This window comes from Eleftheria terrae (genome assembly GCF_030419005.1).
GTDB classification, from domain to species: Bacteria; Pseudomonadota; Gammaproteobacteria; order Burkholderiales; family Burkholderiaceae_C; genus Caldimonas; species Caldimonas terrae.
Genome location: NZ_CP106952.1, coordinates 579,822 through 604,969, shown reverse-complemented (window position 1 = coordinate 604,969; position 25,148 = coordinate 579,822). Strand labels below are relative to the sequence as shown.

Annotated in this window: 19 protein-coding genes and 1 pseudogene; 17 read left to right on the top strand and 3 right to left on the bottom strand. The window is 67.9% G+C overall.

Features of this window, described 5'->3' with window-relative positions; genetic code table 11:
- Positions 1 to 8: 8 nt before the first annotated feature.
- From tssF to N7L95_RS26575, 13 genes and pseudogenes are all read left to right on the top strand, one after another.
- Complete coding sequence (gene tssF / locus N7L95_RS26635) at positions 9 to 1,862, top strand: type VI secretion system baseplate subunit TssF (protein WP_301260652.1); 1,854 nt, start codon at positions 9 to 11, stop codon at positions 1,860 to 1,862.
- An 11-nt stretch (positions 1,863 to 1,873) separates the two neighbouring features.
- Positions 1,874 to 3,103 (top strand): type VI secretion system baseplate subunit TssG, encoded by a 1,230-nt coding sequence (gene tssG, locus N7L95_RS26630; RefSeq protein WP_301260651.1) that lies wholly within the window; start codon positions 1,874 to 1,876, stop codon positions 3,101 to 3,103.
- A gap of 114 nt (positions 3,104 to 3,217) precedes the next feature.
- Entirely contained in the window at positions 3,218 to 5,323 is a 2,106-nt protein-coding gene (locus N7L95_RS26625) for a type VI secretion system Vgr family protein (RefSeq protein WP_301260650.1), read from the top strand.
- Positions 5,320 to 5,958: a DUF4123 domain-containing protein gene (locus tag N7L95_RS26620; RefSeq protein ID WP_301260649.1), complete on the top strand. Its 639-nt coding sequence runs from the start codon at positions 5,320 to 5,322 to the stop codon at positions 5,956 to 5,958. Before N7L95_RS26625 ends, N7L95_RS26620 begins: the two co-directional genes overlap by 4 nt.
- Entirely contained in the window at positions 5,955 to 7,658 is a 1,704-nt protein-coding gene (locus N7L95_RS26615) for a hypothetical protein (protein ID WP_301260648.1), read from the top strand. Before N7L95_RS26620 ends, N7L95_RS26615 begins: the two co-directional genes overlap by 4 nt.
- Positions 7,658 to 8,449: a hypothetical protein gene (locus N7L95_RS26610; RefSeq protein WP_301260647.1), complete on the top strand. Its 792-nt coding sequence runs from the start codon at positions 7,658 to 7,660 to the stop codon at positions 8,447 to 8,449. The genes N7L95_RS26615 and N7L95_RS26610 overlap by 1 nt, the downstream gene beginning before the upstream one ends.
- A 53-nt stretch (positions 8,450 to 8,502) precedes the next feature.
- The gene (tssK, locus tag N7L95_RS26605; RefSeq protein ID WP_301260646.1) at positions 8,503 to 9,840 is read left to right on the top strand and encodes a type VI secretion system baseplate subunit TssK; all 1,338 of its coding nucleotides are present in this window, start codon (positions 8,503 to 8,505) and stop codon (positions 9,838 to 9,840) included.
- Positions 9,841 to 9,898: 58 nt separating this feature from the next.
- A complete protein-coding gene (locus tag N7L95_RS26600; protein ID WP_301260645.1) occupies positions 9,899 to 11,677 on the top strand; it encodes a type VI secretion system contractile sheath domain-containing protein in 1,779 nt (592 codons plus the stop codon).
- A gap of 455 nt (positions 11,678 to 12,132) precedes the next feature.
- The gene (locus N7L95_RS26595) at positions 12,133 to 12,633 is read left to right on the top strand and encodes a hypothetical protein (protein WP_301260644.1); all 501 of its coding nucleotides are present in this window, start codon (positions 12,133 to 12,135) and stop codon (positions 12,631 to 12,633) included.
- A gap of 899 nt (positions 12,634 to 13,532) precedes the next feature.
- Positions 13,533 to 14,753 carry a hypothetical protein gene (locus tag N7L95_RS26590; RefSeq protein ID WP_301260643.1) on the top strand — a complete coding sequence of 407 codons (1,221 nt, stop codon included), beginning with the start codon at positions 13,533 to 13,535 and terminating at the stop codon, positions 14,751 to 14,753.
- A gap of 220 nt (positions 14,754 to 14,973) precedes the next feature.
- Positions 14,974 to 16,797, top strand: coding sequence for a hypothetical protein (locus tag N7L95_RS26585; protein ID WP_301260642.1), 1,824 nt, complete (start codon positions 14,974 to 14,976; stop codon positions 16,795 to 16,797).
- Positions 16,798 to 16,954: 157 nt separating this feature from the next.
- Positions 16,955 to 17,664: pseudogene (locus tag N7L95_RS26580) on the top strand (IS3 family transposase); the annotation flags it as partial.
- A gap of 254 nt (positions 17,665 to 17,918) precedes the next feature.
- A complete protein-coding gene (locus N7L95_RS26575) occupies positions 17,919 to 18,893 on the top strand; it encodes a hypothetical protein (RefSeq protein ID WP_301260641.1) in 975 nt (324 codons plus the stop codon).
- 402 nt (positions 18,894 to 19,295) lie between these two features.
- On the opposite strand, the gene N7L95_RS26570 is transcribed toward N7L95_RS26575, so the two are convergent.
- Together N7L95_RS26570 and N7L95_RS26565 are read right to left on the bottom strand one after the other, a co-directional pair.
- On the bottom strand, positions 19,296 to 19,781 hold the full coding sequence (locus N7L95_RS26570; RefSeq protein WP_301260640.1) for a hypothetical protein: 486 nt from the start codon (positions 19,779 to 19,781) through the stop codon (positions 19,296 to 19,298).
- 272 nt (positions 19,782 to 20,053) lie between these two features.
- Positions 20,054 to 21,451 (bottom strand): hypothetical protein, encoded by a 1,398-nt coding sequence (locus tag N7L95_RS26565; RefSeq protein WP_301260639.1) that lies wholly within the window; start codon positions 21,449 to 21,451, stop codon positions 20,054 to 20,056.
- 408 nt (positions 21,452 to 21,859) lie between these two features.
- Between N7L95_RS26565 and N7L95_RS26560 the strand changes: the two genes are divergently transcribed.
- Positions 21,860 to 21,991 (top strand): hypothetical protein, encoded by a 132-nt coding sequence (locus tag N7L95_RS26560; RefSeq protein WP_301260638.1) that lies wholly within the window; start codon positions 21,860 to 21,862, stop codon positions 21,989 to 21,991.
- Positions 21,992 to 22,112: 121 nt separating this feature from the next.
- Positions 22,113 to 22,523: a GreA/GreB family elongation factor gene (locus tag N7L95_RS26555; RefSeq protein ID WP_301260637.1), complete on the top strand. Its 411-nt coding sequence runs from the start codon at positions 22,113 to 22,115 to the stop codon at positions 22,521 to 22,523.
- 33 nt (positions 22,524 to 22,556) lie between these two features.
- Here the strand turns inward: N7L95_RS26555 and N7L95_RS26550 are convergent, their stop codons facing one another.
- Positions 22,557 to 22,685, bottom strand: coding sequence for a hypothetical protein (locus N7L95_RS26550; protein WP_301260636.1), 129 nt, complete (start codon positions 22,683 to 22,685; stop codon positions 22,557 to 22,559).
- A gap of 312 nt (positions 22,686 to 22,997) precedes the next feature.
- On the opposite strand from N7L95_RS26550, the gene N7L95_RS26545 reads away from it, so the two are divergent.
- Together N7L95_RS26545 and N7L95_RS26540 are read left to right on the top strand one after the other, a co-directional pair.
- Positions 22,998 to 23,387 (top strand): hypothetical protein, encoded by a 390-nt coding sequence (locus tag N7L95_RS26545; protein WP_301260635.1) that lies wholly within the window; start codon positions 22,998 to 23,000, stop codon positions 23,385 to 23,387.
- Between the two features lie 84 nt (positions 23,388 to 23,471).
- Positions 23,472 to 24,179, top strand: a complete 708-nt coding sequence (locus tag N7L95_RS26540; protein ID WP_301260634.1) for a hypothetical protein — start codon at positions 23,472 to 23,474, stop codon at positions 24,177 to 24,179.
- Positions 24,180 to 25,148 lie beyond the last annotated feature (969 nt).

Here is a 25,148-nt window from a genome sequence, read left to right as displayed (position 1 = left end):
GCGATCCCATGGACCCCCGCCTGCTGCAGTACTACAACCAGGAACTCCGCTACCTGCGGGAGCTGGGTGGCGAGTTTGCCCTGGCCCACCCGAAAGCGGCCGCACGCCTCGGCCTCGGCGGCATGCCGGGGCAGGACCCCTACGTCGAGCGCCTGATGGAAGGGTGCGCCTTCCTGGCGGCCCGGGTGCAGCTGAAGCTGGATGCGGAGTTTCCGCGCCTGTCGCACCGCCTGCTCGACATGGTGTACCCCGGCTTCAACGCGCCCATTCCCGCCATGCTGGTGGCGCAGGTCGATCCGCTGCCGGATGCCCACCTGCTGGCCGGGCACCGGCTGCCGCGCGGCAGCGTGCTGTCCGGCCCGGCCATGCCCCTGTCGGCCACCCGCTGCGAGTTCCGCACTGCGCAGGACGCGGTGCTCACGCCCGTGGAGCTGGCGTCAGCGCGCCAGGCGCTGGACCTGTCGGGGCTCGATCTGTCCCGCCTGCCACCCGGTCCGCGCCCTCGCGCCGCCCTGGTGCTGGAATTGCGCCTGCCGGAGGGCATGCGCTTCGACCAGCTGGAGCCGGACGGCCTGCGTTTTTTCCTGACCGGGGCACCGGAGGTCGCGGCCACCCTGGTGGAGCTGTGCCTGAGCGCGGTGGTGGGCGTGATGGCAGGGCCGCCCGGCAGCGTTCGGCACTGCCCGCATGCCAGTGTCTCGCCGGTGGGGTACCGGGATGACGAAGCCATGCTGCCCTGCCCTGCCCAGGGCTTCGGCGGGCTGCGCGTCTTGCAGGAGACGCTCACCTTCCCGGAGCGCTTCCAGTTCATCGATGTCGCCGGCCTGCGGCCCACGTTCGCCGCCACGCCCGGGTCGAGCCTGGAGCTGGTGCTGCTGCTGTCGCGTCCGGACGAGGCGCTGGCTGGCGCCATCGGCCCGGCCAACTTCCGGCTCAACTGCGTGCCGGCGGTCAACCTGTTCCCGCGCCGCGCCGACCGGGTGCATGCCGGGCCCGACCGCCATGAGTTCCACGTGGTGGCGGACCGCACCTCGCCGCTGGACTACGAGGTGTACGACGTGACCGCCATGACGGGCTTCGATGCTGCCGGCCAGGCACAGCGATTCACGCCGTTGTACGGCAGCCCCCCGCAGGGCAGCGCGACGCAACGGCAGGCCTACACGCTGCGCCGCGAGGCGCGCCTGGTGAGCGAGCGGGCGCGTCGCGACGGGCCGCGCTCGGCCTACCTCGGCAGCGAGGTCTACCTGGCCTGGTCCGATGCCGATACTGCCGCCACCGGCCGCGACCTGGACCAGGTGGCCCTGCAGCTGCTGTGCACCAACCGCGACCTGCCGCTGTTCCTGCGGGCCATGACCGAGCTGCCGCTGGAGCTCGACACCGGCATCGGCCTGCGCTCGGTGCGTGCCGTCGCCGGCCCTTCGCGCCCGTGGTCCGCGCCGCCGGAGAGTGCCGCCGCCTGGCGCCTGCTCAACCTGCTGTCGCTCAACTACCTGTCACTGGTCGACGCGGAAGCGGGCGACGCCGCGGCCGCGCTGCGCGAGCTGCTGCTGCAGCTGCCGCAGGCGCAGGACCCGGCAGTGGCCCGGCAGATCGGGGCGATTCGCGCGGTGCGCGCGTCGGCGGTGCAGCGCCGCCATCCGGTGCCAGGACCCATCGTCTACTCGCGGGGCGTCGAGGTGCGCCTGGAGCTGGACGAAAGCAACCTGTCCGGGCACAGCGCGTTCCTGCTCGGCGCCGCGCTGCACCACTACCTGGCGCGGCATGTATCGATCAACAGCTTCGTCGAGACGGTGCTGGTGTCGCTGTCGCGTGGTGAGGTGGCCCGCTGGCGTCCACTGGCCGGCGCCCGTGCCGTGCTGTGATGGAGGACGCGATGACCGGCATGCCCCCTCCGCCTTCGCCCGGGCTGGCACCTTCACGGCCGGCTTCGGCTTCGAGTTGGCCTTCGCCTCCCGCCGGGCCGGTCGCCGATCCGGCTGCCTGGCTGCGGCAGGCAGCGGCGCGGCCCCACCAGCAGGATCTGTTCGCGCTGCTGCGCCGCTGGGAGGCGACCCATCCGGCGCTGCCGCGGCTGGGCGAGGCGCTGCGCCCGGGCGACGAGCCGCTGCGCATCGGCCAGGGCGCGGAGCTCGACTTTGCCCCGGCACCGGTGCAGGCCCTCATCGCCCAGGCCGAGGCGGTGCCCCGGCTGCTGCAGCGCGTCTTCGGCCTGGTGGGCCCGAACGGCCCGCTGCCCCTGCATCTGACGGAGCTCGCGCGTGAACGCGACCGCCATCACGCCGACCCCGTGCTGCAGCGTTTCCTGGACCTGCTGACGCACCGCTTCGCGCTGCAGTTCTACCGCGCCTGGGCACAGGCGCAGCCGGTGCTCGCGGTGGACCGCCCGGACGGCCCGGCGCGCTGGGCCGCGCGCCTGGGTGCCTGGGCAGGGCTGGGGCTGCCGGCGTTGTCGCAGCGCGATGCGCTGGGCGACGATGCCAAGCTGGCCTTCATCGGGCGCCTGTCGCGCCAGGTGCGCGATGCAGACGGGCTGCAGGCTTGGTGCCGGTCGGTGTTCGGGGTCGCGGTGCGTATCGAGCCCTGGGTCGGCCACTGGGTGACGCTGCCGCCGCAGGCGTGCATGCGGCTGCGGGGCCTGCCCGCGGCCGGGCCGGCGGGTGCCGAGGGCGCCCTGGGGCGCGGCGCCGCGCTGGGCCGGACGGTGTGGGATGTGCAGCACCGGTTCCGCATCGTGCTCGGCCCGTTGACGCTGCAGCGCTACCGCAGCTTCCTGCCGGGCGGCGCGGAGTTGAAGCGGCTGCGGGCCATGGTGCGCCAGTGGGTCGGCCTGGAGCTGGACTGGGAGCTGCGCCTGGTGCTCGAGCGCCAGGAAGTGCCCCGCCCGCGCCTGGGCCGGGCGGCGCCCGGTGCCGGCCTGGGCCTGGGCCAGTGCCTCTGGCTCGGCGTGCGCCCGCGCGAGTGGCATGGCGACGAGCTGCTGCTGGATGCCGAGCGGCGCGCCGGCGAATGCCCGCCGCCACCGGCCGGCGGTGCCGCCCCTTCATCTTCCCTTCCAACCGACCGCCCCGCTTCGCCTCCGGGCGGGCAGGCCTCCTTCGCATGAACCACACCATCCACCCTGCCGTGCTGCGCGCCCCGTGCCACCCGCTGACCCGCCCCGGCGCCGAGCACGGCGCTGCCAGCGCGCCATGCCGCGTTTTCGAGTGAGGCGAGCGCCATGTCGACGACAGATGCCTTGAACGAAGCCCGCTTCCTCGGTCCCCTGCCGGGCGAAGAGTTGTTGTTCCGCCGCCTGCAGCTGCGCGAGGAGCTGGGCCGCCTGCCGGAATTCCGGCTCGAGCTGTTGCGCTCCAGCCAGAAGGCGCCACTGCGGCCGGACGAGCTGCTGGGCCAGCCGGCCGCGGTGGCCTTGCGCCTGGACGATGAACAGGAGCGCTTCCTGCATGGCTTGATCGTGCAGGTCGAGCGCAGCGGCCACACCGGGCGCTTCGACGCCTACCGGGTCGTCCTGCGGCCGTGGCTGTGGCAGCTCACGCTCGGTTCGGACTGCCGCATCTTCCAGGACATGACGGTGCTGGACATCCTGAAGGCGGTGTTCGCCGCCTACCCCGGCGCCGGCCCGGTGGAGCAGCGGCTGGGCGATGCGAACTTTGCCCGGCGCCCCTACACCGTGCAGTACAACGAGAGCGACTTCAATTTCATCCTCCGCCTGATGGAGGATGAAGGCCTGTACTTTCATTTCCGGCATGAGCGTGAGCGGCATGTGCTGGTGCTGTGCAATGGCAGCGCCAGCCACCGGCCCACCCCGGCCGGCACCTTGCGATGGAACGAGGCGCAAGGCAACAGCGCGCTGCGCGAGGACGTGGTGCTGCAGTGGGCGCGTGCGCACACGCTGCAGCCACTGGGCGCCGCCGCCACCGACTTCGCTGCCGAGCTGCCCGAGTCCAGCCTGATGCAGCGGGCCCGCCGCAGCGGCATGGGCCGCACGGTGGGCGAGCACCAGCGCTACGCCTGGCCCGGTGGGCATGACGACCTGGCGATGACGGCCCGGCTGCAAGACAAGCGCGCCGCCGGCGACGCCCGCGTGCGCCGGGAGGTCGACCGTTTCGACGCGCTGGCCAGCGTGGCCACCGGTGTCTCGCCCTACCGGGCGCTGACGGCCGGGCAGACCTTCGACTTCGCGGCCCATGACGATGCGGGCGCCTACCTGGTCACCGGCGCGGTGGCCGACATGGATTTCGCCGGCTACGAGGCGAACACGGATGCGCGCAGCACCAGCTACAGCTGCCGCTTCAATGCGGTGCCCAAGGCGCTGGCCTTCCAGCCGCAGCTGGAGGCCACTCGTCCGCGCATCCACGGGCCGCAGACCGCGGTGGTGGTGGGGCCGGCCGGCGAGGAGTTGCATGTCGACCGGTATGGCCGCGTGAAGGTGCAATTCCATTGGGACCGCCAGGGGCGGCGCAATGAACGCAGCTCGTGCTGGGTGCGGGTGAGCCATCCCTGGGCCGGCAAGGGCTTCGGCATGGTCGCGCTGCCGCGCGTGGGCGACGAGGTGATCGTGGAGTTCCTGGACGGCTGGCCCGACCGGCCCATCATCACCGGCCGCGTCTACAACGGCGCCAACCCCACGCCCTACCCGCTGCCGGAGCGGGCCACCGTCGCCGGCGTGCGCACGCGCTCCAGCCGGGGCGGCACCCCGGACAGCGGCAGCGAGCTGCGCTTCCAGGACGCGCGCGGCGAGGAACATGTCTGGCTGAAGGCGCAGCGCGACCTGCACCACTGGGTGGGCCGCGACCACCGGCACACCGTGCTGCATGACGAGTCCTGCCATGTCGAAGGTCGCCGCCGCGCCGAGGTGGGCGGCGACCTGCAGCTGGGCGTGGGGCAGGAATGCCGCCTGCGCCTGGACGGCGACGTGCATGCTTCGCTCGGCGCGGACCTGCTGCTGGGGCTGGGCGGCGCGATCGATGCCAAAGCGGGCGGCGCGCTCACGCTGCAGGCGGAAGGCCCGGTCAGCTTGCAGACCGACGGCCGGCTCCACCTCGACGCCGGGCAGGCCGCGCACCTGGGCAGCGGCGGCCAGCTGAGCCTGCAGGCGCTGTCGCTGGTGCTGGAGGCACAAACGCAGATCAGCCTGCGGGTGGGCAGCTCCTTCATCACCATCGGCCCGGAAGGCGTGTCGATCGTGGGCGGGCTGTTCCCCATGCCCAAAGGCGGTGTGCCCGGCGTGGTGCCGCCAGCGACACCGGCGACGCCGGCCAAGCCGAAGCCGCTGGATGCGATGCCGCCCCATGTCGATCCGCTCACCGGGGGACGGCCATGAACCTCGACACCGTCATCGTCACCGCGTTCGACACCGACACGGTGCTCGAGACCGACAGCATCACCGGCGCGGCCGCGCCCGCCGGGGATGCGGCGCTGTCGCTTGCCGAGTTCCGCGAGGCACTCTGGCGCGACCCGCAGCTGCGGGTCTATGCCGTGCTGCAGGCCTCGCGCATGCCCGGTGTGCTGGACCGGCTGGCCGCGGCCCGCCAGGCCGGCGAGCTGCCCGGGTACGAATGCCTGGCCCGCGGCGCCCTCGACGACAGCCGGGCTGCGCAGGCGGCCTACCTGCTGGCCCTGGCGCCACAAAGCGCCTTCACCGACTGGCTGCTGGCCGCCGCGGCACCCGCACAGGGCGACTGGGGGGTGCTGCTGCGGTCGCCACTGGCGCCGCTGGCCATGCGGGCCTGGGCGCGCGATCGCGTCCAGGCTGTCCTGCCCGATGGCCAGGCCATCGCGCTGGACTGGCTGGACCCCGCGCTGCTGCGCGAGCTGCTGCCGCTGGCCGACCGGGCCCAGGAGGCCGAGCTGTTCGACGGGCTCGCCTCCCTCTGGTGGAACACGGGCGCGACCTGGACCCATCACCGGATGTCGCACGGCCGCCGGCGCACCGAGCGGCACGAGGTGGCCACATGATCCGGCTCAACCATCCGCAACAGCTCCGGCTGGAGGCGCGCACCCGCGAGCACGACCTGGCGCACATCGGCGCCGCCGTGGCCGAAGCCGTGCAGCACGAGGGCGTGCTGGAGCCGGCACTGATCCTGCGGACCTGGCAGCGGGCGCAGGCCTGCGGCCTTTCGCATGCCGTGTCCATGGGCCGCTACCTGGCCTTGAGCCTGGTCTTCGGCGAGGCCTTCGAACGGCAGCCCGGCCATGGCTGGGCACTGCAGATCCTGGAGGGACCGGCGGCCGAGGCGACCAAGGCCTACCAGCTCGGCCGGCAGGCGGTCGAAGCGATCCAGCATGGCAGCAAGCCGCCCGGCCTCGCGCCGCAGGCGCTCCTGCAGGCCATGGTGCGGATCGACGAGAGGCTGGGCCCTTGCGGCAGCGTGGGCAGCCTGGGCCCGCGCATTCCGCTGTCGGTCGGCTGTGCCTGCGATGTGCTGATGCTGCAGATCGACCGGCTGCACGAGGGCCGGGCATCGCCACAGCTGCAGTACCGCTACCGCGGTGGCGCGTGGCATCGCGAGCCTTCGGGCGGTCCGCCGCCGCGCTGGTCGTCCACCGCCGACCTGCCGCTGCCGCCGCGGCTGCACCTGCCGGGTGCGGCCTCGGCGGCCGAGGGCAGCACCTTGCGGCTGCGCACCCGCATGCTGGGCACCTGCGCGGCCGACCAGCACCCGGCCATCCGCCACGGCAGCAGCGCCGGCGTCGAGCTGCGCCGCGGCGTGCAGGGCCTCGACTGGGGCTGCCCGCTGCCGGTCGTTGCCTTGCCCGAGGGCCTGGCCGTGGCGCGCGAACCGCTGCTGCAGGCCCTGTCCGTCGAGAGCTGCGGCCTGCGTGAGCGTGGCCATGCGTGGGGGCGCCAATCGACCTGGCTGGCGCTCTACCCCTGCGCGCAGCGGCTGCTCGCCTGGCGGCGCGAGGCGCCGCCGGCGCTGGCCTGGCCGCGGACGGCCAACCTCCCCGAGGGCCGGCCGGGCGCCTCACTGCGCCGCATCACCCTGGAGACGGACGGGGAGCCCGACGACACCGCGCACTGGCAGCGCGGCCTGGCGCTGCTGGATGAGCAGCTGCAGCAGGGCCTGGCACGCCTGTTCAACGAGTGGGAGCAGGTCGAGGGGATGAGCGGTGCCCGGCTGCAGGCAAGGCCCGAAGCCCTGGTCGGCGAGGCCGGCATGACCTGGGGCTATCGATCCACCGAAGCGGCCTGGGGCGCGCCCCCCGAGCTGCATGTGGCGGGCCACCTCGACCTGTGCGCCTGCCAGCTGGCCCTGGCGCTTTCCGGCACCGTGCGCCTGGGCGACACCCGCACGGCCCTGCAGCTGCGCATCGACGGGCGGGCCGACTGGCGGCTGGACTGGGAGGCCGGCGAGGAAGCGTCCTCGCCGACCCCGCAGCTCGAGTTTCGCCTGCCGCTCAGCCTGTCGGCCGAAGCCGACGCGGTGCCGCGCGCGGTGCTGGCTCAGTGGAGCTGGGCCGGGGAGCCGCCCGCCTTGCTCGGGCGGACCGGGCTGCGCGAACGGCAGGAGGGCGCCGGGCTGGAGTGGTACTTCGAGGCGGTGCTGGAGCCGGTGACGCTCTGCGTGTCCCAGACCGATCCCTGGACCGGCCGGCTGGAGCAGCAGCTCGACCTGATGCCCGGCGTGAGCCTTGTCGAATGGAGCTGGACCTGATGAAGCGCTTGTTGACATTGCGGCTGGAAGCCACCGGCTGTCACGCCCAGGCCGGCCTGAACGGCGTCCCGGTGGCCCGCGTGAGCCCCGACAGGCCGCGGGCCTGCCTGGCGGTGCACGAGTTCATGGTGCGCGGGCCCAACTCGCTGGAGCTGCGCATCGACCCGCTGCCAGGCGACCCGCCCGCCGCCCACGCCGCGGTGGTCGGTGCCTCGCTGGAACTGCACCTGACCCGCATCGGCGACGCGGCCGGCGGCGAGCGCTCCCGCGCCCTGGCCCGGCTGGCCTGGGCCCCGAAGGATGCGCCCGATGGCGCGCCCGCAGCGCCCACGGCGCCCCTTCGGCAGCAGGTGGACCTGCCGCTGGAGTTCCCGCGCTGGAGCTGGCTGACCGCGCCGGCGACCGCCCCCACGCCGGTGCTGCAGGCGCAGGCGCTGGCCTTCGTCGAGGGCATTGCGCTGGCACTCAACCGCGGCGACGCGGAGCCCTGGCTGTCTGCCACCCGGCTGGCCCGCGAGGAGCTGGCCATCGCGTACCAGTGCGACGACGCCGAGCAGGACGACCGCCTGCGATCGGCCCTCCTGCACGCGCCCGACGGGCAGGCCTGGCAGTGGGACACGCCGTCCGCCGCCTGCTTTGCCCTGCAGCCGCTGGCCGGCGGCCGGCTGCTGGAGTGCGTGGACCTGGAAGGCCGCCCGGCGCTGCGTGCGCGCTCCCAGGACCAGCGCCACGCGCGCCAGCTGCCGCTGCGGCTGGCCTGGATCGACCACCGTTTCTACGGCCTGCGCTGAGGCGCTGCCCGCTTCCCCTGTCCTCACCTTTCCTGATTTCCCGGACCCCTCTCATGCCCTGGCATCAAAACGTCATCTGGTCGGAAGGCACCTTCCTCCAACCCCAACACTTCCAGCAGCATGATCGCCATCATGCGTACCAGCGCCAGGCCCGGCTCACCGCGCTGCTGCCCTATGCCTGGGGATGGCTGGACCTGCAGCTCGACCGCAGCGCCCTGGCGCTCGGCAAGATTGCGCTGTTGCGTGCGCGTGGCTTGATGCCCGACGGCGTGGCGATCGCGCTGCCCGGCGAGGACGTGCCGCCGGTGGCGCTGGACGTGCCCCCCGATGCGCGCGACGAGCTGGTAGTGCTGGCACTCGCCCTGGCCCGCCCGGGCCTGGCCGAGACCAATGCGGAGGAGCCCGGTGGCGAGGCCCCGCTGCGCTACCTGGTCGACGAGGCGGAGGTGGCCGACAGCAATGTCAACGGCACCCGGGTGGCCCGGCTGCAGCTGGGGCGCCCCCACCTGCGGCTGATGCTCGCGCGCGACTGCGGCGACGGGCATGTGGCGCTCGGCGTGTGCCGGGTGCGTGAACGGCGTGCCGACCATCAGGTGGTGCTGGACACGCAGTACATCCCGCCCACCCTCGATGCCCTGGGCAACGACCTGCTCGCGGGCCACCTGCGCGAGCTGCGCGGGCTGCTGCGCCAGCGCGGCGACGCACTGGCCGCGCGGCTGGCCCAGCCGAGCAGCTCCGGCGTCAGCGACATTGCCGACTTCCTGCTGCTCGGCTGCGTCAACCGCCACGAGCCGGCCTTGCACCGGTGGCTGGAGGGCTCGGTGCTGCACCCCTCCGCGGTGTACAGCTGGGGCGCGTCGCTGGCGGGCGACCTGGCGGCCTTCGACGGCGCCCGGCGGCCCGCCCCGCTGCCGGTGTATGTGCACGACGATCCGGCACGCTGCTTCCAGGCGCTGATGGACGTGCTGCGGCGCTCCTTGTCGCTGGTGCTGGAGCAGGGCGCGATCGCCATCCCGCTGCAGGAGGCCAAGCATGGGGTGCGGATGGCGCTGGTGCCGGATGTCGAGATGCAGCGCAACGCGCAGTTCGTGCTGGCCGCTGCGGCGCAGATGCCCACCGAGGCACTGCGTTCGCGCTTCCCGGCGCAGGTGAAGATCGGCACGGTGGAGCAGATCCGCAACCTGGTGAACCTGCAGCTGCCTGGCGTGCCCCTGCGGGCCTTGCCGGTGGTGCCGCGGCAGATTCCCTTCCACGCCGGCTTCTCGTACTTCGAGCTGGACACCCGCGGCAATGATTTGTGGCGGCAGCTGGAGCGCTCGGGCGACCTGGCGCTGCATGTCGGCGGAGAATTCCCCGGTCTGGAACTCGAACTCTGGGCGGTGCGTGCATGAGGCGCGGCCGCCCGGCGCCGCGACGTCTCCATCCTCCTCGACCGGCCAAGGAAACGCCATGAGCACACTCACCCTCAACGTCGGGCGCCTCGACTCGACGCCCCCCCAGTGGTCGCAACGCCGGCCTTTGCGGATCGCCCTGCTGGGCGACTTCAGCGCCGGCGCGCTGGCCGGCCGGCTCGACACCGGTGCCGCGCTGGCCGCACGGCGCCCGCGCGACGTCAGCTTCGACACGCTGGACGACGCCATCGAGCGGGCCGGCCTGCGCCTGGCCCTGCCGCTCGGCCCTGCGGGCTCCACCGTGCCGGTGACGATCCGCTCGCTCGACGACTTCCATCCCGACGCACTGATCCGCGAGTTGCCGATGTTCGCGGCCCTGCGCCAGCTGAGGCAGCGGCTGGTGCAGCCCTCGTCCTTCAACGCGGCCGCGGCCGAGCTGCAGCAATGGGCGCAGGATGCCGGCCGACCCCTGTCGCGGGCCGCGCTGCGGCCGGGCCGGGCCGAGTCGGTGCCCGGCCCGGCCGCGGCCGGGCTGGATGACTTCGCCCGGCTGGTGCAGCGTCCGCGCACGGGTGCCTCTGCAGCTGGCAGTCGCTCCGCGGCTGCGGCCGACGAAGCCTCAGGCAGTGGGCTCGACGGCTTGTTGCGCCGGGTGGTGGGCCCCTTCGTGCGGCCGGCGCCATCGCCGCAGCTGCCCGAGCTGCTCCGCGCGGTGGACGAAGCCATGGCCGACGGGCTGCGGGCGGTGCTGCACGACCGCGACTTCCAGCAGCTCGAATCGCTGTGGCGGGGCGTGGACCTGCTGCTGAGGCAGCTGGAGACGGGTGCGCGGCTGGAGGTGCATCTGTTCGACGTGAGCGCCGCGGAACTGGCGGCCGACCTGGCGAGCAGCGACGACCTGGCCGAGACCGGGCTGTACCGCTGGCTGGTGAGCCAGCCCGGCGACGCCGCCGACGGTGGCTATTCGGCCATTGCCTCGCTGCATGCCTTCGAGCCGACGCCGACGCACGCGGCCTTGCTGGGGCGTCTGGCCCGCGTTGCCTCGCGTGCCGGCGCGCCGGTGTTCACCGCGATGGCGACGGACGCGCTGGCCGACCGCCGCCAGCCGCCGCCGGCCGAGGTGCGGGAGGCGCTGGCCGCCTTGCGCGGCTTGCCGGAAGCCGGCTTCCTGTGCCTGGCCGGCCCGCGCTTCATGCTGCGCCACGCCTATGGTCGACGGACCGATCCCATCGACAGCTTCGACTTCGAGGAGTTCGACCCGCGCGCGGGATTGCGTTCGCTGCTGTGGGGACATCCGGCGCTGGTGGCACTGTGCGCGTGGATGGAGGACGGCGGCGTCTGCCTGCGCGACATGCCGATGCAGGTGATGCGCGACGAGGAGGGCGACGTGATCGCCCTGCCGTGCACCGACCGGCTGATCCGGGTGGACATGGCGGTGACGCTGCGGGAGCTTGGCGTGCAGCCCTTGTTGGCGGTGAAGAACGAAGGGGCGGTGCGGGTGCAGGCGCTGGCGGCGGTGAATGGGGCGGGGTTGTCGCGGGCGGCGGGGGTGCCGGTGATGCAGGCGGGGGTAGTGGCGGCTTCTGAGGCGGCGCCGGCTTCTTCGCCTGCGGCGGTGGAAGTCAGGATGGTGGCTGCGGGGGGTGGGGCTGCAGCGGCGGCAGAAGCCACGGCTCCTGCTGTGCCGGAGGATGACGTGTCGCTGGACGACCTGCTGGCCCAACTGGATGGCGGCGAGCCGTCCGACGCACCGGCGCCGGCAGAGGCTGCGAACGCCTCGCCTGAAGAGCCGGACATGGATGCGGAACTCGCCGCATTGCTGGCGTCCTTGGATTGACTTCCTCTCCGGCCCACCGGAGTGCTGCTCTGCGCAGCGTGGATTCCTGGTCGGGCCGGCGCTTCGCTGATGGAACTCTTGGCGTGTCGAGTTCACTCGTGGACTCGACGTGCATCCCTGAGTGGACGCACGCCGAGGCAGCGTCAAGGGGCGGCCTCAAGGGCGAGATGTCGAGGGAATTGGGCCTGGGTCGTTGACGGCCGCTCAGAGGATGGCACTTGACATCTCCGCCGTGGCGCCGGAGGGACAAGCGATGGGAGATGAAGTCATGACTGTCGCCGGCAGTCCTGATATCGGTCGGGACAAGGCACAACAGCCTTGATACCCAGGGGGGACGCAGCCATGCGTGACGGCCCGAGGACATCCAAGCGCCGCTGCCGATGTCTGGGACAGGTCGGGCGAATGGCTCGTGAGCTAATTCCCCGATCTCTCATCTCCTTCAGAAGGAACCACCAATGAATGACAGTACGACCGCCGTCCGCAAGGTGATGGAAGCGGTCAGAGCCGCGGGTCAGGCGTCCGATCAAGGACCGAGGATCTACATACCCGGAGCGGACGGCCAGAGCGGCTGGGCGCTTGAAAGCCGGAAGGTGCCACAGGCACAGCTTGAGGGAATGCTGAAGGATTCGTCACTGCCGGCGAAGACGAAGCTTGAAATCATGCAAGCCATTGACTCCGGCGAGGTCCTTGACGGCAATCCGGAGGCTTACGACTGCGCGAAGGGTCACCTCCAGTTCTTTGCAGAGAACCGTCCTCTGTTCGGCCAAGAGAACCCACACACGTGGATCCGCCGCATCACGGGCGGTGGCTCCGGTACGCTCACAAACAAGCGTGACAGGAATGCCATCAAGACCGATATGACCGATAAGGAGTACGAGGCCGCCAGGCAAGTCAGCGAAGGTTTCTATGACACAGCAGCGCAGTTGAACAGGAGAAGCCGCGGACGAAGCCCTTGACCCTGTACCGCGGCATCGTGATCCCGGCAATGAACAGCCAGGGCGCGGCCAGAGGGTCGACGCAGTTGATCGCCGGCTACAGCGACGTGTTGCCGTCGAGTGCGTCCTGGCAGCGAACGGAGTCCATCAAGATGTCCGAGGCCGGCGAGGGGCAAAGCGCGGTGTTGATGTACATGACGGTTCCCCCTCTTACCCGATTGTGGCCATGTCGTACCCCGACAACCAGCAAGGGCCGGGGCGGCCCGCATGCACTCGACCTCAAGCAGGCTGAGGTGCTGGTGGCTGCCTCGAACTACCGGGACGTCAGAGTGCTGCAGGAGGAGCAGCTCCCGGGAGGCCGGGTCCGTTATCACGTGTCGGCGACGCTGGCCGCTCGTGGCCGAGAGGACGTCTGCGAGGCATTGAAGCCGCGCGTGAGGCTGCGCAGTCGTCGCGGCCGCCTCCTGAAGTCAGCGAGGTCCTCGAACGGGAGGAGTTGGACGGCAAGTTTGGTGACGGTACCGCTGAAAGGATCAATAAGGCGAGCGAGGGGGACATTTTCACCGCCGCCGCCGGTCAATGGGAGTTTAGGTATGCCGATGACCGTTCTGGGTACACCTTCATAAAGCGCTGATCGCTTGCTGTCCGATCCGCTTACCCACTCCGGGCTGGAGCGCTACCCGCGTCCCATCACATAGAGAGCGTTACTCGATGATCGGGCGCCCTCCTGGGTTCCCAGGCCCGCCATTTGAGCCGCACCTCCACGGGTGATGGGGATCTCCTTCCACGCAGGCGGGAACTCTAGAGCTCGCACTTTCACTCATGGGTTCGATGCTCAGCTGATGCGCAAGCCGTCTGCCCTGACCCACGTATCACCGCGGAGACGGGGCCACCCGATCGACCCCATTTCAAGGAACCACATGACCGACAACCATCTCGGCGAGTTGCATTGGATGCAGTTTGCCAAACGGCAGCAACTGAGCGATTCAAGACTGGTCAAGGCGATGGCGCGAGCCATGGCGGATCTGGAGCTGGCCAAGGAGCCAAAGCAGCAATTGCTGGCGCTCGATGCGATCGAGAAGCAGGCTGCCGCGGTGCGGAAGAGCGTCGAGGAAACCAAGGAGCTGAAAGGCTACCTGAAGGGCCTGGACGAGGCGGTGAACAAGCAGCGCAAACTGAGCGAGTTCGAGGCGAAGAAGGCGGCCCAGCAGGAAGACGAGGACGAGCCCGCCAGCGCGCTGCTCGACCCCGCAACGCTGCTGAAGCAGCTGAAGCTGTGCCGGCAGGACGCCACTCGCCGGGTTTCCTTCGGTTTCACCGACGCGCCGGACAAGGACGGGCTGCCTGTGCTGGCCCTGAGCCCCAAGCTGACCGGCCAGAAGTTGTTCACCAAGCTGAAGGACGAAACCAAAGCCAGGACAGGCGCCCACGGCACGGCCTGGATCCACAACGGCAACGAGCTGATGCTGCAGGTGGACAAGCCCGTGAGCGGGCTGGTGAAGAAGGTGCGTTTGCCGGTGCGCGAATGCGGCTTCAAGATTACCAAGGTGGTGCTGGTCGGCCCTGATGAAACGGTGCTCGAACAAGACGAGGCTGTCGAAGAGGCGTCACTGCCAGAGAACGCCACTGCCGCGGATGGCGGCGTAGATCCAGGCGCCGCGTTCAATGCCCGGTTCGCAGCCTTGCTGCCGAAGGTCAAGCCCGCGGCCCAGGAAATTCGGGCCAAGGCCAGCGAGGCGGGGCTGGCCGCGCGCAAGGGCGACTTCGTCCTGGCCCAGCAACTCCTGGACGAGACCGAGAAGTTGCTGGCGGCTTCCCCCTCCGGATCGAGCGAGCGTGGCGGTTCCCGCGATGCGATGGCGCAGTGGAAGGCGGCAAGAGCGGCTGCAATAGCTTCCTTGAAATCGGTAGCAACCGAGATCGCTGCCGCCAAGCACCCCCGCTCGGCCAACGCGATCGTGGAGATCCAGGCGGTCGTGAAGAACTTGACCGCCGAGCCGTCCACGGCACAGCAAATCGACGAACTGCAGAACTACCTCCGCTCCGACGAAGTCGTGCACGACGTCTCGGAACTTGCCGACGATATCCGCACGCCGTTGCTGGCAGCCCTTGGCCACGTGAGCAAATCCCTGGCCAATTAGTTCCAACTTCATTCGCTCCTGAAAAATGCAAAACCAAGAAATCGCACCTGCAAAAGGTACTGCTGTTGGCGAAGTGCTCCGGTGGCGCGCAATCTCGCCGGGCCAATCCGTTGCCTTCGGCTCTGGGCTGGGACGTGACGCAGGCACCGACGGGGACGCAACCGCAGTGAGGGACCGGTCGGACATGGAAGGATCGGCATCTCAACAGGCGGAGGAGGTTGTGAACGAAGCCTCGCCGCTGTTGGCGACGGCCTCGGATCTGGGGGATGTCGAGGCGTCAATCGATCAAGCCGATCGGTTGCTTCATGCGGCGGCAGACATGCTTGATGGGGGTCAGGCCGATAGGGTCCATCAGGAGGTTCTAAAGAAGCTCGAGTCGTTGCAGTGGCAAGAAGTCACCGATCCAGCGGTGCTGCAACGTCTCGTTGATGTGGTGCATCGCGCAGGCAAGGATCCGGCACCGATCCGTAAACATATTTCGGAGCAAGCTAAGAATCGGGCGAAGAATGCCGAGAAAGATGAGGCCTATGGAAACATGCTGACGGAACTTCAGACGGTGATGCAAAACGATGCCGGTCAGCGCGAGTGGGTCGTGGAGCAGACAAGCGCTGTGTGCAGGAGGTTGCTGCAAGCGGATGACCAGTACGACGAGGAAACGATCCTGAGTGGCGGCAATCTGTTGCTGGAGGCGGCCTCGGAGAGCAAAAGCCGCGATTGGCTCGAACGCACGGTCGACATTGCAAACAGGTTGATCGAGCGGGCGAATGGGAGTACGAGCGCGGCTGATGTCATTGCCCGAGCGAAGGCGCTGATCGCGAGTGCGGGGGCGCTTGAAGGACAAGCGGAGAACACCTCGACAGACCAAGTCATGGGCGAGGGGTCGCAGGCGTCGGACGATTTCGATGAGATCGACACCTTCGAGGGCTACAAGTTCTCGGCGAATATCGAGAAGGTGAAGACGTACAAGGGCACCACCCTGGTCCACTACAAGTCGGCAGGGGCACGCACGCTGCAAAACGGAGATGCGGAGATGCAGCTGCAGGCCGTGGCCTCCTTTGCCGAGGCGGCGGCGCGGCATGTGAACCAGGCAGCCAGCGAGCTCACACGCGGTGAGTTTGACAATTGGGATTCGACCGGCTCACATCTCATGCACATGCTGGATCTCCAGCGTGACTGGCAGGCCGTCGACAAGAACGAGGCGATGTTCTACGACCTCCAGAAGGTGCGCACCTTGCAGGCCCGCAAGCAACTTGAGAAGAATAAATACAACGAAGGCATCGAGAAGGCGCTGCAGGCTGCAGGTTGGCCAGGCGCTTTCGATGAATCGGCATTCCGGCGGGCGCGGGAGGCCGTGCACGCGCAAGATGCCAGCCTGCAGAGCTATGCCAAGGATCGTGCTCTGGCCATGCTGCACAGGGTTGCAGGCTACCTCGTCGAGGAGCGCACTTATCAACTGCTGAAAAGCACGCACGAGGGATCGTGGACCGAGCAGGACACGAGCATTCTCGGCGGAGGGACGCGTCCTGACATCGCCCTGCCATTGACAGGCAACAGCGGGGCAGGGAAGTGTGCGCTGTTGGATATCACCGCCGCCGGGTCGCAAGGGCACATCTTGGAGAAGCAGCCTCGGTGGACCAACAGCACGAAGGTGGTTGATTCCATCGAGATCATGTACCCGTCTTACGACAAGGAGACACTGACGGACATTATGCTGAACAAGCAGAGCTTCACCCCCGAACAGATCGAAGAGCGCCGGCAGGAACACGCCCACCGCAAAGCGCAAGAAGAACAGGCCCGCTCTAACAAGCACCAGATGGTGAAAGATGCGTTCGATCGGTTGGGAGCTAAGAATTTCAAGCTTGCCGTCGGTGGCCTCACGAACGCGAAGCACCTGCTGAAGGCCCACGGCATCCTCCGCAAGGGTGTCGATACGGCGTCACTGCAGAAGGTGAACCGCGACACGGTGGCGTTAGCGTTGCAGAATCTCGAGCGGGCGCTGGCCGACGCGGACGCGCTGGCCGCCGAGCAGGCGGCGCTAGCTTAGCGCCGCCTGCTTGAAGCGGCGCACTGATCTGCGCAGCCCTGGTCAAGGAGCGTGAGCATACTCAGGTGGGCTGCTCAACGCGCTAGGTGTTCAGCCCCGGCATTTGATGGATCGGATCGACCTTGAAGCGATCTGGCTGTGATGTCCACTGCTTGCAGCCAGTGGCCGCACCTATGGCAGCAGGCGCCTGAGCGCAGCCCTTCGAGGCCAGGGAATCGACATCGGCCGGCATCGTTGCCGCACCCTGATGAAGGGCAACCTGCTGACTCCGAAGTGGCAGCGCAAGTTCGTTCACACGACCCACAGCAAACATGGTCTGCCGGTGGCCGCCAATGTGCTGGATCGCCAGTTCAACCCCGGCAAGCCGAATGAGGCATGGGTCAGCGATCTCACGTACATCCGAACGCGTAGCGGCTGGATGTACTTGGCAGCCGTCATGGATCTGTACTCGCGCAGGATCGTGGGCTGGGCCATGGATTGCGCCATGCCAGCAGAACTCGTTTGCCAAGCGCTGCAGATGGCCATCGCGAGCCGGCAGCCGCCGCACGGATTGCTTGTGCACTCCGACAGGGGCAGCCAATACGCCAGCGCCGAGCACCTGCAGTTGCTGCAACGCCATGCCTTGTCGCGAGCATGAGCAGAAAGGGCAACTGCTGGGACAACACCGTCATGGAGCGGTTCTTCCTGAACCCGAAGATGGAGCGTGTCTGGCAGCGCGACTACGCCAACCACGCCGAGGCCATGTTCGACGTGGCCGACTACATCGTGACCTTCTACAACGCCGCGCGGTTGCATTCAAGCCTCGGATACCGCTCGCCCATCAAGTTCGAGTTGCAGAACAGGCCGGCCGCAGTCCTGGAGCAGTAGCGCACCCCATTCATCCGATCATCGTGTCCCTTATGACTTGACCAGAACACTCTTGACAATTCTGTATTGCTCGACGGACTGCCTCTGTCGTCGTGGCGCTTTCGTGAAGAACCTGTCCCATAGTGCCCCTTCCATGGAAGAGAAAAGATTGCACCAGCGGAATCTGAGATTGAACCCCTAGTTCCAACACCATCTGCTCTTGAGAAATGCCAAACCAGCCAAACCAAGAAATCGCACCGGTAGAAGGTACTGCCGTGGGCGAAGTACTCCGGTCGCGCGCCAGCCGATTGAGCGAATTCGTTGCGTCCGATGCACGGAAGGAAAAGATCTTCAAAGAGGCGTTCCAGTCGCCCGAACAGTGGAACACCTTCTTCGCCAAGCATCTTCACAACGGCTCGCCCGCCGACCAGCTCTCCGCCGCAAAAGAAGATTGGAGTCCACAGTCGTTTCAAGCATTGTTCTGTGCCGCGTGGGCGCACCACCCCACCGAGAAGGGCAGCTACATGATCAAGCTGACCGCAGAACAAGAACAGGCGGTCGAGGCGGCGTTCAAGGAACACTGCACGCCTCGGTTGAGTTCCCATCTGGACGGGAAAGGTGGCTCCGCTGCCGAGAACTACCGTTTCCTCAAGGGCTACAAGGAGCTTTTGGTCCAGATGCCAAAGCTTGGCGATGACCGCTATCTGTTCCTGAAAACAGAAGGCCACAAGCTCGATCTGCAGGGGTTCGCCGGCCACACGCTCAGCTGGGTCAAGAAAACGATGACTGGAAGCGGCATGACAGCGTCAAGCGAGTTGCACGCCCTGGCCAAGGAGGACGCGGACTTCATTGAGCCACGCGCTGCCGAGAACTACAGCAAAGACTACGATGGCCTGTTGCAGGAGTTGGGCCTGAGTGGCAAGCTGACCACGGTTCATGAAATGGCTAGCAAGCTGCTGGCGAGGCTTCTTCCGGAAAATGACGTGTCGGTTTCCACGCTGAATAACAACGCGCTCGGTGCCGTCCTCGAAGGTGCGTTGGCCGAGGCACGTGAACACCCCTTCCTGCAGAACGACAAGTACGTCAAGGAACTGCAAGATCTTGCCAAGCGGCTCCTGAGCGATAACGAAGATCAAACCGGCCGGATTTTTCATGAGGTGATTGCCACGCCGATGCAACTCAACACGGCCGCTGGGCAGTTCGCACCGGGGAGCAATGCAGCGGTTCACAACGCCGCTGTGGAGGCATAGGCCAGTAGGAGGGCGGTGCTCGGAGTGGCGGCAGCCGCTTGCGGTGCGCGGCGGCCCGCTCCTCTGCGCGAGAAGTTCGAGCCCGCATCGACCCTGCCTCGTGTGGGTGTCGACCTGCTTGCGCCCGACCTCCTCCGACGGCAATGGACCAGGCCTGGCCTCAACGGTCTCGGCACTGACTTGAGAGTGATGCCGTGGTTGTTGCGTCGGCCCGCCGCTGGCGGGCGGGCGTGTTGAAGCGCACTTGGTACTCTGACCCTGCTGGCTGACCGATTCTCCCAAATCGGATGCTCGACCGACGCCGTAACGCCGGTGGCAACGGGCGCCGCATTCACGCCACTCGAAGAAAAGCACGGCGCCGCCTCTGCGTGGCAAGCCGTGCCTTTCTATCGCTGCAAATTCCTACATGAATCCGTCATCGTCATCGTCATCGCCAGCAGCTTCGCCATGCGTGCGAACACGATCCAGCACTGCTTGCGCAAATTGCTGGCAATCCGCCTGTTCGTACATTCTCCAGAAATTATGCTGTGTCATGAACAGCTCTAGCAGTTGAGCACCGTTCAGGTCATTGGGAGGTCTGACTTCCCGGAGTTCCGGAAGCGTGCGCACGCCATCCGCTTGTGCACCCACTTGGAATGTGTCCGAAGCATTGTTTCGAGAAATTCGGATGTTGACGCCGTCATTGCACTCGGCCATCAACTCCTGATGCCGCCCGTCGGTCCAGTCACCGCGCAGCTTCACGTTATTTATCTGAAGCGATTCGAGAAGCGCTGCATCGCTTTGGTCGCCACGTACTTCTGCAATTGCTTCTTCTTCGTACTTGATCTTGACTTCCAATTCGTCACTGCCCTGGATGTCAGGATTGTCCAGGTCAAGAAAATCGTCCATTGATATTGCTTTCCAAGAGGATAAATCCGCGCACTGCTTCTAAGAGCGGCTAACAAAACTCAGCGCAGCGGTTCTGGCTAGGCGCGCCGCCGCAGACAGTACGACCGGTACGGCAAGGCGGCGCAACGACGCCAGAAGAGTTTTGTTAGCCGCTCTAAGTGCAGCGGTCAGGCTGGGTTTGCGGGGAAAGAGAATCGTGAGGCCATCACCTCGGGCTGCTGGCGCGGTGCAGGTGACCCACCCCGGGGCACCTCGGTGGCGACCGCTCCGGGTCAGACGGATGCAATGGCCGCGTGGACGCTCTTCATTGCGGTGGTCAGCGGCAACACGATGGAGAGCTGCGTCCCGAATGGATTCGTTTCGCAATTCCGCAATGCGATGCTGTTGTCCTTGAGGAACACGGCGGAAGCGCGCAGCGCATCCTGCGCGGCCTTCTTCGCACCGGCAATGCCTGCCGTGTCGGTTCGTGAGACCGCATCTTTCAACGCTCGTACCCCCTCACTGAGCGTTCCCTGAAGGGGGATCACCAAAGAAGCGATGTAGTCCGCTACTTCTTGAAGCTGCGGAGGGGCCTTTGTTTTGAGGGTGGCCACCAGTTCGTTCAGGCCTTCGACGGAGCGCATGCACTCGGTGTCCCAGTGCGTCGCGGCCTGCTCAAGGGCCTGGACCCGCTCAGCCACCAAGCCTTGTGGAATGGCCTGCGCTGCTTCATGGGCGCGGTTGGAGCGCTTCGTCTCGGCCAAGGCAGTGGCGATCGCATCCAGTCCAGCAAGTGCTCCGGCGATATCGCCGCCTTTCGCCAGGCTCACTGCCGCCTGCAGGTCCTTGTTCAAACGTGCTGCAACGTCGGGAGAGGCACCAGACAACAGACGGATGTCTGCTGGCAGTGTCTGGAGAAACGCCTTGACTGCCGACTTCTGGTGCTCAAGTGGATCGCCCTGTGCTGCGGATGACGCTGGCTGCTGTGCAGGCTCGCCGGCTTCGAGTGTTTCGGATTCGTTGTCCTGCTCGAACACCGTGCCCTCGGAATTGCAGAGCACCACCTTGGCGATCTTGAAGCCGCATCCGCGCACGGGCGCGCGCACCTTCTTCACCAGTCCGCTCACGGGCTTGTCCACCTGCAGCATCAGCTCGTTGCCGTTGTGGATCCAGGCCGTGCCGTGGGCGCCTGTCTTGGCTTTGGTTTCGTCCTTCAGCTTGGTGAACAACTTCTGGCCGGTCAGCTTGGGGCTCAGGGCCAGCACCGGCAGCCCGTCCTTGTCCGCCGCGTCAGTGAAGCCGAAGGAAACCCGGCGAGTGGCGTCCTGCCGGCACAGCTTCAGCTGCTTCAGCAGCGTGGCGGGGTCGAGCAGCGCGCTGGCGGGCTCGTCGTCATCGTCTTGCTGTGCCGCCTTCTTCGCCTCGAACTCGCTCAGTTTGCGCTGCTTGTTCACCGCCTCGTGCAGGCCCTTCAGGTAGCCCTTCAGCTCCTTGGTTTCCTCGACGCTCTTCTTCACCGCGGCGGCCTGCTTCTCGATCGCATCGAGTGCCTGCAGCTGCTGCTTCGGCTCCTGGGCCAGCTCCAGATCCGCCATGGCTCGCGCCATCGCCTTGACCAGTCTTGAATCGCTGAGTTGCTGCCGTTTGGCAAACTGCATCCAATGCAACTCGCCGAGATAGTTGTCGGTCATGTGGTTCCTTGATGGGGGTCGATCGGGCCGGCCCGCGACCGTGGTGATACCTGGCTCAGGGCAGACTGCATGCGCATCAGACGATGATCCGCGTGCCCATGAGTGGTTGCGGCAAGGACTGAGTTCCATTGGAGTGGCCAACGCATGGTGAGTGGCCGGCGTCGGCTCGCCCGCATTCCGCGCAGGGATTCACTGCGGCCCCGCAGGCGAGGTCCATGGCCGTGGCGGGTGACCGTGTTTTCTCTACGCAGGCGGCCCCCGCAGCGCTACCGAGGAGCTCCGGAGAAGCGGGGCCGAAACGCAGAACGGGTGCGCGGTCTCCATGTTCGGTCCGCCGCACCACCCGGTGCCCGCTGCTCCAGTCGGCCGCACCCGGCACCATCGCACCTCCTACCCTACAATCCCCCCATGACCCCCCACCCCCTCCGCGTGCCCACCACGCTCGACTGCCAGCCCGCTGCCCAGCGGCTCGGCGGGGGTGTCACCGTGTCTGTCATCGTCGGCACCGGACCCACGCCTGCACTCGCCGCACATCCCTGAGCCCGGCGACCTCCCTCCCTATCCCCCCTTTGCGCATTGCTCCTTCAGGTCGCCGGGCCATCACCCGCGCGAACATCGGCTCGTCCCTGCGGCGGGCCCTGACTGATGACAGGAGTGCTTCATGGAAGTACTTGCGCAAGACCGCCTGCTTGCATCGCATGACCACGCACGGCTCACCGCCATCCTGAATGGCTCCGCCGGGACCCAGCTGTCGCCGGCGCTCCTCACCACGCTGCAGGACCTGCTGGATTCCGCCGACATCGTCGAATCGCCGCGGTGGACCGCGGACATCGTCGCTTCCGAAGCGCCGGTGAGCCTCCGGGCGGAGGCCGGTGGCCCGCCGTACACGGTGGTGCTCTGCTATCCGCCGGACAGCGATCCGGCCAACGGACGTGTCTCGGTGTTGTCGCCACTGGGACTGAGCCTCATCGGATCGAGGATGGGAGAGTGGATCGAATGGTCGGGGCCCACCGGCGAGCGCTATCGCGTGCAGGTGCTGCCGCCTGACGCCGCTGCTCGCGGCGACCGGTAGACAGCGCACCGCTGGCGGCTGGATTTTCAGAGTTCAGTGCGAAGCCGCCATGCCGAGCGGCAACCGCCCGAACGTGCTGGCCGGCCCGAATCGCTGCAGCCCGCTCCGGAGGCCGCCGGCTGCCATGCTGTTGCGGCCGCCCGGCTGCACCATCTGTTGCATGCCGAACTCCGAGGATGAGGATTCATCCGCCTGACCGCCGTCAGGCACGCATCCCGCCATGATGGGGCGATCTTGCTCGGTCCGGTCACTCCGCGCCACCGTCAACCAGGCGAGGCCAGCGACGGAACCGTCCGCGGCCTCGCGCCACTCATGGCAGGGATTCAACGCTCCACCGGCCTGCGCCATGGCGGCTGGGGCCCGAGAACAATGCGCAACAGCCGCCTTGATGCGCCCATCGGTGCTCCACCGGCACGTATGCAAGGACATGGTCCACCGGCCCTCGGGCCACCCCATGGGAGCAGGACGATCGAGATGAAGAAGAACCCTCAAACCGAGCCGAAAGCCCCTGGCGGGGAAGACCCCATGCTCGCCCGCCCCGCCTACAAGAAGCACTTGCAGAGGTGTCTTCGCCAGCTGAAAGCCCACGGCCCGCTGAACTTCGGCCTCGTGCTTGGCGAGCGCCCCGAAGACCACCGCTTCACGTTGCACCGCTCACGAAACGGCAAGTTGCTGGCCGAGGAGTTGCGGGAGAGAACCGGCCTCACCCACCGCACCTGGGGCCAGGCCAGCGCCGATCCGGCGCAGGCCGGCGTGCTCGTGCTCGACCTGGAGGGCCGGGTCCCGCCCCGCGCCAGGGCAAAGACGCAGCAAATGCTCAAGGAGTTCAGGCCCCTGCCGTTCGCCAAGGTCCTGCTCAAGTAGGCAGCCCTCGCGCACAGCCCGCTCACCGGCAGGCCACCTGCGGTCACCCGGCAGGGGCTCGCGACCTGGCGCGATGCGCCACCTGTGGCCGTCCGCCAGGGGCTCGCCAGCGGCCCGCCGCCCGACGATCTGCCGCTGCAGCCATCAGGGGCCCGCCTTGCCACGGCATGTACCATTCGCCCCGGCAACTGTTTGCTGACACTCTTTCGGAACAACATGGCAAAGAAAATTGATCGTGCTCGCATCGAGGCCGGCCGGGCCGAGCTGCCCAAGAAGCTCGCCTTCCTGGTGAGCGAGAAGGTGGACTTCAATTCGGTCACTGACAAGGAGGGCGAGTGGTCCGTCGAGATCTCGGCAGGAGCACTGCACAAGCTGGTGAAGGCGCGGGGCGAATTGAAGGCACTGAAGGCCGACAACAAGAAGCTCGCCGCACAGCAAGCAAGCGCAGCTGACGCCGAGCGCGCGGCCCACGAGGAGACCCGCGATGCTCTGGCAAAAGCCGAGCGACGCATCAAGGCACTCGAGAAGAAGCTGGCTGCGCAGAATGACGCCGCGGTGCCGGCCGCAGACGCGGTGAAGCCGGCCCGCCGCAAGGCCGAGAAGCCCTCGCTCAAGTCGAAGGGGGCCGCAGCCGAGGCGCCGACGCCTCCCGTGGCACCCGCCGCGCCGGCCCCGCAACCGACGGCAAAGGCGGCCCGCGTACCGAAGAAGGTGTCTGCCAAGAAGGCCACGGTCGCGCTGGAGCCCCTTGCAGAGGTGCTGGAGTCCACCCGGGTTTCCCCAGCCGCTTGACGTCGGCCGAGCGAAGCGCCTGCCCCGGCCTTCCGGCATCGGCCGGCATCAGCCGGCCTCGGCAGGCGCGCCCCCGCCGCGCGCGCCGGGCATGCGGCCAGGAAGCGGGGACGCGGGTGCCTCGCTATCACCCCACGCCTGGACTGCCGGGCCTTTGGGAAGCAGGCCATCTGCGCCTCCCGCACGCGGCGCCCCTCTCGAGCCTGACGTCTTCCCATAACCGCCGCTCGACTGAGCCGCGGCAACCGCAGCGGTCGGCCATTGCGCGACCGCCTGAGTGTCGACAGCTTCTGTTCGAAGGCGGCGGACCAACCGTTCCCAGGAACGCTTTCGGCGAAGGTGGTCGACCCGATCACGCCATGGGTACAAGCGGAGCTGGCGTTTTCGCCCCGCTCCAGGGTCAGAGGTGGGGCTGCGCTCCAACAGGCCGTGCTGGCACGTCGAGCGTCAGCTTTCGACTGCCTCCCGGGTTCGATGCCAACAAGTAGCGCGGCCTCGCCAGGCTGACCTCAGCCAGATCGCCGGGCCTCAGCGCCGCCGGCCAACCACCGCGCTGGCAGCAAGCCACCGCCTCATGCCATTCGCCTCGCCTGCCGTGCCGCGGGGCTCGAGAACGACCCGCCAACACCGTCGGCAAATCTGCCGCGTATCGGCATTTGCGCCGTGAGTGCCGTGGAGCGCCTCCGTCACAAGCACCTCGGCAAGACGGCAGGCTGCGGCAGATCTGCCTGCATTGGCAGCCGGCCGGCAGTGCGTGCCACCGCGAATCTCCGCATCCAGGCCGGATTTTTCCGTCATTTGCGCCTATCGGCTGCCGGCGTCCCTCCCTAGGATGACTTCACGGCGTAAGGAAATTTGTACATGTCAGTCAGTTCGCAAAGGCGACGACACAGGGCCACAACGCCTCGCATGTCGAAAGCACCGAACCCCGTCACGACCCGGCCCGGTCCGGCAAGCCCCATTTCATCA